General features: G+C 67.4%; 6 protein-coding genes. 5 read left to right on the forward strand and 1 reads right to left on the reverse strand.

The window, feature by feature from the left end; all coding sequences use genetic code 11:
- Positions 1 to 134 precede the first annotated feature (134 nt).
- Complete coding sequence (locus tag ACFX4F_RS20755; RefSeq protein WP_049463859.1) at positions 135 to 1,073, reverse strand: carbohydrate kinase family protein; 939 nt, start codon at positions 1,071 to 1,073, stop codon at positions 135 to 137.
- A 282-nt stretch (positions 1,074 to 1,355) separates the two neighbouring features.
- On the opposite strand from ACFX4F_RS20755, the gene ACFX4F_RS20760 reads away from it, so the two are divergent.
- The 5 genes from ACFX4F_RS20760 (at position 1,356) to rodA (ending at position 7,471) form a co-directional block, all read left to right on the forward strand.
- Complete coding sequence (locus tag ACFX4F_RS20760; protein ID WP_025877255.1) at positions 1,356 to 2,402, forward strand: rod shape-determining protein; 1,047 nt, start codon at positions 1,356 to 1,358, stop codon at positions 2,400 to 2,402.
- Between the two features lie 121 nt (positions 2,403 to 2,523).
- The gene (mreC, locus tag ACFX4F_RS20765) at positions 2,524 to 3,789 is read left to right on the forward strand and encodes a rod shape-determining protein MreC (protein ID WP_380658237.1); all 1,266 of its coding nucleotides are present in this window, start codon (positions 2,524 to 2,526) and stop codon (positions 3,787 to 3,789) included.
- Positions 3,786 to 4,271 carry a rod shape-determining protein MreD gene (gene mreD, locus ACFX4F_RS20770; protein ID WP_099820622.1) on the forward strand — a complete coding sequence of 162 codons (486 nt, stop codon included), beginning with the start codon at positions 3,786 to 3,788 and terminating at the stop codon, positions 4,269 to 4,271. Before mreC ends, mreD begins: the two co-directional genes overlap by 4 nt.
- A gap of 3 nt (positions 4,272 to 4,274) precedes the next feature.
- Complete coding sequence (gene mrdA, locus ACFX4F_RS20775) at positions 4,275 to 6,362, forward strand: penicillin-binding protein 2 (protein WP_380658239.1); 2,088 nt, start codon at positions 4,275 to 4,277, stop codon at positions 6,360 to 6,362.
- On the forward strand, positions 6,359 to 7,471 hold the full coding sequence (rodA, locus tag ACFX4F_RS20780; protein ID WP_205405496.1) for a rod shape-determining protein RodA: 1,113 nt from the start codon (positions 6,359 to 6,361) through the stop codon (positions 7,469 to 7,471). Before mrdA ends, rodA begins: the two co-directional genes overlap by 4 nt.
- The last annotated feature ends 162 nt before the right edge of the window (positions 7,472 to 7,633 follow it).

The following is a 7,633-nucleotide window of genomic DNA, read 5'->3' on the forward strand; positions in this document are numbered from 1 at the left end:
CCGCCGGGCATGGCCCGGCGCTAGCAGAGCGGTGCCGGCCGCTGGCCGGCAGTGTCGACCAAGGTCGACACCTACCAGGGCGCAGCGTGTCGACCAAGGTCGACACCCACCGAGCGGGTGCGCGGGCAGTTTGGTTACACGCTCAACGCGTAACCGAACTGCTGCTTGAACTGCTCGTTGAACTCATCGAAGGTGAAGCGCTGGTTCTGGGTGCCCGGGTGCTCGACCTTCAGCGCGCCCATCAGGTTGCCCATGCGGCCGATGGTCAGCCAGTCGAAGCCCTTCTGGATGCCGTAGATCAGGCCGGCGCGGAAGGCGTCGCCACAGCCGGTCGGATCGACCACGCGGCGCTCGTGCGCCGGCGGGATGTCGTAGCTCTTTTCCGGGGTGTGGATCACCGCGCCCTTCGGGCCACGGGTGGTGATGTAGGCCTTGACCCGGCTGACGATCTCTTTTTCGTTCCAGCCGGTGCGTTCCTGCAGCAGGTTCGACTCGTAGTCGTTGACCACCACGTAATCGGCCTGCTCGATGAACTCGCGCAGTTCCGGGCCGTTGAACAACGGCATCGCCTGGCCCGGGTCGAAGATGAACGGCACGCCGTCTTCGTGGAATTCCAGCGCGTTCTGGATCATGCCTTCGCGGCCGTCCGGGCCGACCAGGCCCAGGCTGACGCCCGGCACGTCGCGCACGTGGTTTTCGTAGGAACGCATCATCGCGCCCGGGTGGAAGGCGGTGATCTGGTTGTTGTCGTGGTCGGTGGTGATGAACGCCTGCGGGGTGAACAGCTCGTCGATCACGCGCACGCGGGTGAGGTCGATGCCCAGTGCATCGAAGTGCTCGCGGTACGGGCCGAAGTCCGAACCCACCGTGCCCATCGGGATCGGATCGCCACCCAGCAGGTGCAGGTTGTAGGCGATGTTGCCGGCGCAGCCGCCGAACTCGCGGCGCATGCGCGGCACCAGGAACGACACGTTCAGGATGTGCACCTTGTCCGGCAGGATGTGATTCTTGAACTGGTCCGGGAACACCATGATGGTGTCGAAGGCAAGAGAACCACAGATCAGAGCGGACATCGATGTAAGCCTATGCGGTGAATTTTGGGATGGGCCGGCCCACTTCGGCAGGCAAGCAAACGGCGCCCTTGGGCGCCCGACGGCGCAAAGGTTACCCGCTGGTGCCGCTCAGGGCCAGAACCGGGTGATGCCCGATCAGGCCGAAAGCCTGTGAAGGCGCGGGTTCAGCTGGATTTCTCCTTGCTCGGCGGCAGGCAGGTTGCTAGGCTTGTCGACCTCGATTTCTGCCCATTTTTTCGCCATCCCGCGTTGGGCGCGACACCCCTCAGGATCAACTCCCAGATGTTCAAGAAACTGCGCGGCATGTTCTCCAATGACCTGTCCATCGACCTGGGCACGGCCAACACCCTCATCTATGTGCGTGGGCAGGGAATCGTGCTGAACGAGCCGTCCGTGGTCGCGGTGCGCCAGGATCGCGCCATTGGTGGTACCCGGTCGGTGGCGGCCGTTGGCGCCGAGGCCAAGCAGATGCTCGGCCGTACCCCGGGCCACATCACCACCATCCGCCCGATGAAAGACGGCGTCATCGCCGACTTCACCTACACCGAGGCGATGCTCAAGCACTTCATCAAGAAGGTGCACAAGTCGCGCTTCCTGCGCCCGAGCCCGCGCGTGCTGGTCTGCGTGCCGGCCGGCTCGACCCAGGTCGAGCGCCGCGCGATCAAGGAGTCGGCCGAGGAGGCCGGTGCCCGTGACGTGTTCCTGATTGAGGAGCCGATGGCGGCCGCGATCGGCGCCGGCATGCCGGTCACCGAAGCCCGTGGCTCGATGGTCATCGACATCGGCGGCGGCACCACCGAAGTGGCGGTGATCTCGCTCAACGGCATCGTCTATTCCGCTTCGGTACGCATCGGCGGCGACCGCTTCGACGAATCGATCACCAACTACGTGCGCCGCAACCACGGCATGCTGATCGGTGAAGCCACCGCCGAGCGCATCAAGGTCGAACTGGGCTGTGCCTACCCGCAGGCGGAAGCGATCGAGATGGAAATCTCCGGCCGCAACCTCGCCGAAGGCGTGCCGAAGATGATCAAGATCAGCTCCAACGAAGTGCTTGAAGCGCTGCACGAGCCGCTGTCGGGCATCGTCAGCGCGGTCAAGCTGGCACTGGAACAGACCCCGCCGGAACTGTGCGCCGACGTCGCCGAGCGCGGCATCGTGCTGACCGGTGGTGGCGCTCTGCTGCGCGACATGGACCGCCTGATTTCCGAGGAAACCGGTCTGCACGTGCAGGTGGCTGACGACCCGCTGACCTGCGTGGCCCGCGGTGGCGGTCGTGCGCTGGAACTGGTCGACATGCACGGCAACGAGTTCTTTGCGCCGGAATAAGCCGTCCCGGCTGCCTGCGCCCGCAGCGCCCCTCCGGGGTGCGGCCCGCCACATCGGTGGGTCGGCACCGGCGGGGCGCCCGCGTGTTTCCCATCCGCCTTCTGCCAGTTGAATCGCTGCCGTGCCGCCCTACGCCGGACCTCCCGTCGCTTCCCGATCCGGTGATGCCGCCAGCCCGCTGCGGCTGCTGGCCTATCTCGCACTGGCAATCACCTTGATCGTCCTCGACGACCAGGCCGGCTGGCTGGCGCGTCTGCGCGAGCAGGCCAACAGCCTGGTGCAGCCGGTGTGGGCGCTGGCCGGCCTGCCCGGCAAGCTCGGCGGGCAGGTGCGCGACTCCGCCGCCAGCCACGGCCAGCTGGTGACCGAGAACCGCGAGCTGCGCAACCAGCTGCTGCTGGCCAACGCCCGCCTGACCCGTCTGCAGACCGCCGCGCTGGACAATGCCCAGCTGCGCGAACTGCTGAACGTGGCCGAGCGCAGTGGCCTGGACGTGCAGCTGGCGCCGATCCTGGACATCGACCTGGACCCGGTCAAACAGCGCCTGGTGCTGGATGCCGGCAGCCGCGAAGGCGTGCACGTCGGCCAGGCGGTGATCGATTCCGGCGGCCTGATGGGCCAGGTGATCAACGTGACTGCGGGCAGCTCCACCGTGCTGTTGCTGACCGACCCCGACCACGCGGTGCCGGTGACCGTGGCCCGCAACGGCGTGCGCCTGATCGTCTATGGCCGCGGCGACAAGCTGGAACTGCGCGACATCCCGCTCAGCGCTGGTGTGGAAGTGGGCGACGAGATCGTCACCTCCGGTCTTGGCGGTCGCTTCCCGGCCGGATTCCCGGTGGGCACCATCACCGGGCTGCGCCCGGACGACACCCATGCCTTCCTGGTGGGCGAACTGAAACCGGCCGCGCAGCTTGATCGCGGCCGCGATGTCCTGCTGCTGCGCCCCGGCGCTGCGATCCGCATTCCGCCGAACCTGCGCCTGCAGATGGAACAGGGTGCTCCCGGTGGCCCAGCCGATGTCACCGCGCTGCCGAGCGGCACCACGCCTGCAGGGACGCAGCCCACCCCGGTAGTGCCGGCTGCTGGCCAGCAACCGTCCTCGTCTGCGACGAGGCCGGCTGCCCCCGCATCCTCCCTTAACCCTGCGCCTTCGGCGCGCCCCCTTGAACAACAAGGGGGCTCTCCCCCAGCCAGCTCTACGGTGGTGCCGGCCGCTGGCCGGCAACCGTCCTCGCCTTCGGCGACGCCGGTTGCCCCCGCATCCCCCCTTAACCCCGCGCCTTTGGCGCACCCCCTTGAACAACAAGGGGGCTCCACTCCAGGCAGCTCCACGGTAGTGCCGGCCGCTGGCCGGCAACCGGCCATACCGGAGGCGCAACGATGAGCCGCCTTCGCGACAACCGCTGGGTGCTGCCGGCCAGCGTGGTGGTAGCCCTGCTGCTGGGCCTGCTGCCGTTGCCGGCGCTGCTGCAGCCGCTGCGTCCGTATTGGCTGGCTCTGGTGCTGGCCTACTGGGTGATCGAAGCGCCCGAGCGCGTCGGTCTCGGCATCGCCTTCGCCAGCGGCGTCGTCGCCGACCTGCTGTATGGCGGCGTGCTGGGCGAACAGGCGCTGCGGCTGGTGATGCTGGCCTTCATCCTGCAGCGCTTCCGCGCGCGCATCCGCTTCTTCCCGATGTCGCAGCAGATGCTGGCCATCGGCGGCCTGCTGTTCAACGACCGCATCGTCAGCGCGCTGGTCCACATCATGGTGGGCGAGCCGACCCTGCCGTGGTCGTACTGGTGGGCACCGCTGCTCGGCATGGGCCTGTGGCCGCTGGTGTTCGTGCTGCTGGATGCGGTGCGCTTCGGCAAGCGCGGGCGCTGAGCCATGCTGCCGCGCCGCCAGGTCAAGAATCCGCACGCCGAAGCCGAACAGTTCCGGCGCCGCGCGGCGTTGGGCTTCTTCGGCGTGCTGGTCTGCCTGCTGGGCCTGGGCGGCTGGTACTTCAAGCTGCAGGTGCTGGACCACGACATCTACGCCACCCGCTCCGAAGCCAACCGCATCAAGCCGCGGCCGGTGGTTCCCGGGCGCGGCATGATCTATGACCGCAACGGCCGGCTGCTGGCCGAGAACGTGCCGGCGTTCCGCCTGGATGTGACCCCGGACAAGGTCAAGGACATGGATGCCACCCTGGAAGGGCTGGCGAAGATCATCCAGATCAGCCCGGAAGAACTGGAAGCGTTCAACAAGTCGCGCAAGGCGCGCCGCAAGTTCCTGCCAGTCACGCTGAAGCTGCGCATGAGCGATGAGGAAATGGCGCGCTTCGCCGTGGACCGCTGGCGCTTTCCCGGCGTCGAGCTGGAACCCTACCTGACCCGTCGCTATCCCTATGGCGACCTGTTCGCGCACATCATCGGCTACGTCGGCCGCGTGGACGACAAGGATCTGGAGATCCTCGGCGAAGGCAATGCTGCGCTGACCCATATCGGCAAGTCCGGCCTGGAGCGCTATTACGAGCAGGAACTGCGCGGCAAGGTCGGCTACGAGCAGGTCGAGACCAACGTGCAGGGCCGTGCGATCCGCACCATCGGCCGTGTCGCCGCACAGTCCGGCGCCGACCTGCGGCTGTCGATCGACGCCGACCTGCAGCGCGCGATGGTGGCCGCCTTCGGCGATCAGGAAGGCTCGGCGGTGGCGATGGACCCGCGTACCGGTGAAGTGCTGGCAATGGTCAGCCTGCCGTCCTACGACCCGAACCTGTTCGTGAACGGCATCTCGCATGCTGATTTCAAGGCGCTGAACGACAACCCGTCGCGCCCGCAGTTCAATCGCCTGGTACTCGGCGGCGTCGCTCCCGGTTCGACCCTGAAGCCGTTGATCGGCCTGGCCGGCCTCGATTCGGGCGTTCGCCGTCCGGAGGACAAGGTGCTGTCGACCGGCATGTTCTACCTGCCGGGCACCTCGCGTGGCTGGGGCGATTCGCACCGTGGCGGTCACGGCTGGACCGATCTGCGCAAGTCCATCGCGCAGTCGGTCAATACGTATTACTACCGGCTGGCGTTGGACCTGGGCATCGAGCGGTTCGACCACTACATGGAGTACTACGGCTTCGGCCAGCCGACCGGCATCGATCTGACCGGCGAGATCTCCGGCATCCTGCCGTCGCCGGCCTACAAGCGGAAGAGCCGCAAGGAAGCCTGGTATCCCGGCGATACGGTTAACATCAGCATCGGCCAGGGCGACTGGAAGGTCACCCCGCTGCAGCTGGCCCGTGGTGTCAGCGGCCTGGCCAATGGCCAGCTGCGCACGCCGCACCTGGTGATGCAGCAGCGTGCTGGTTTCGACAGTGACTGGGTGGCGACAGAGCCCGGCCCGAGCAAGCCGGTCAGCCCCAATCCGAACAATCTTCAGGCCGTGCGCGAAGGCATGATGGCCACCATGCTTCCCGGCGGCAGCGCCGCACGCATGGCGGCCGGCGCGCCGTACACGATGGCGGGCAAGACCGGTACCGCGCAGGTCGTCAGCCGCAAGGGCACCGCCGCGGTCAATCCCAGAAGCCTGCCGATGCACCTGCGCCACCGTGCGCTGTTCGTCGGCTTCGCGCCGGCCGAGCAGCCGGTGATCGCGCTGGCCATCGCCGTGGAAGGCGGCGGTTATGGCGGCGCGGCGGCCGCACCGATCGCGCGCAAGATCTTCGATGCCTGGCTGCTGGGCAAGATGCCTGAAGGCATGCAGCCGCTGGACAGCGAGCGCGGCACTACTGCTATCGGTGCGACTGCCTTCGACAATGAAGACGTGGGCGCACGCCAGGCCGGCGATATCGCCGCCGCGCAGTTGGCCGAGCATCCGGTGCTGATCGGTGTTCCTGCGCCGGAGCCTGTGCCGGCACCTGCGCCCGGTGCGCCCGGTGCGCCTTCTGCGGCAACCGTGCCGGCCGGCACGCGCCCGACCCCTGCTGCGGAGGCTGCGCGATGAAGGAGTTCCTGCGCTGGGCCGGCGAAATGCTGCAGCGGTTCTTCAGCAGCCTCGACTGGCTGCTGTGCCTCGCCCTGGGCGCGCTGATGGTGATCGGCCTGGCAACGTTGAAGAGCGCTGGCGGCGATGGCCTGGTGATGGCACAGGGCGTGCGTTTTGCCGTGGGCCTGGCGGCGATGTGGGGCATCTCGCGGGTGTCGATCCTGCGCATCCGCTCGGCCACGCCGCTGATCTACGCCATTTCGATGATTCCGTTGCTGGCGGTGTTCGCGCTGGGCACGGGCAAGTACGGCCGGCAGTGGCTGGACCTGAAGTTCTTCTACCTGCAGCCGGCCGAACTGCTGAAGGTCAGCCTGCCGATGATGGTGGCCTGGTACCTGCACAAGATGCCGCTGCCGCCGCGCTTCAACACGGTGCTGGTGGCGATGGTGATCATCGGCGTGCCGACCGGGCTGGTGATGCTGCAGCCGGACTTCGGTACCGGCGTGCTGATCGCCGCCAGTGGTGTGTTCGTGCTGCTGCTGGCCGGCCTGCCGTGGTGGTGGGTGGGGCTGGGCGTGGGCGGCGTGGCGGCAGTGGCGCCCGTTGCCTGGTTCTGGCTGCTGCGGCCGTACCAGAAGGACCGCATCATGATGTTCCTGGACCCGGAAATGGATGCGCTGGGCGCGGGCTGGAACATCATCCAGTCGAAGATCGCCATTGGTTCAGGCGGTTTCGATGGCAAGGGCTGGGGTGAAGGCTCGCAGTCGCACCTGAATTTCATTCCCGAGCAGACCACCGACTTCGCGTTCTCGGTGCTGAGCGAGGAGTTCGGCTGGATCGGCGTGGCGCTGGTGCTGACGCTGTATCTGGTGGTGATCGGGCGCTGCCTGTGGATCGCCAGCCAGTCACGCGATTCGTATTCGCGCCTGCTGGCCGGTGCCACGGGGCTGGCGTTCTTCGTCTATGTGCTGGTGAACGGCGGGATGATCTCGGGCCTGCTGCCGGTGGTGGGTGTGCCGATGCCGTTGATCAGTTACGGCGGTACGTCGGCGGTGTCGCTGCTGGCGGGGTTCGGGTTGGTGATGGCGGTGCGTCGTCACAATCCGGTGCATGGCGGGTATGGGTAGTTTCCAGCCATCGGCGCAGCCCCTCGTGGGTGGCCGATCAACGGCGGGCTTCATGCGTTGGCCCGTGCCGGTGGGGGGCGCAGGGGACGCCGTGAATACGTCCTTGTAGGCTTAGCCGCGCCATCCATGGCGCGGATACCCCTGCGCCCCCCACCGGCACGG

The sequence above is a fragment of the Stenotrophomonas sp. YIM B13575 genome, assembly GCF_042787595.1.
Classification (GTDB): domain Bacteria; phylum Pseudomonadota; class Gammaproteobacteria; order Xanthomonadales; family Xanthomonadaceae; genus Stenotrophomonas; species Stenotrophomonas lactitubi_B.

Bases quoted from the DNA above. Each gene is read 5' to 3' on its own strand.
- ACFX4F_RS20755 (WP_049463859.1), bottom strand. From the start codon at position 1,073: ATGTCCGCTCTGATCTGTGGTTCTCTTGCCTTCGACACCATCATGGTG.
- ACFX4F_RS20760 (WP_025877255.1), top strand. From the start codon at position 1,356: ATGTTCAAGAAACTGCGCGGCATGTTCTCCAATGACCTGTCCATCGAC.
- mreD (WP_099820622.1), top strand. From the start codon at position 3,786: ATGAGCCGCCTTCGCGACAACCGCTGGGTGCTGCCGGCCAGCGTGGTG.
- mrdA (WP_380658239.1), top strand. From the start codon at position 4,275: ATGCTGCCGCGCCGCCAGGTCAAGAATCCGCACGCCGAAGCCGAACAG.
- rodA (WP_205405496.1), top strand. From the start codon at position 6,359: ATGAAGGAGTTCCTGCGCTGGGCCGGCGAAATGCTGCAGCGGTTCTTC.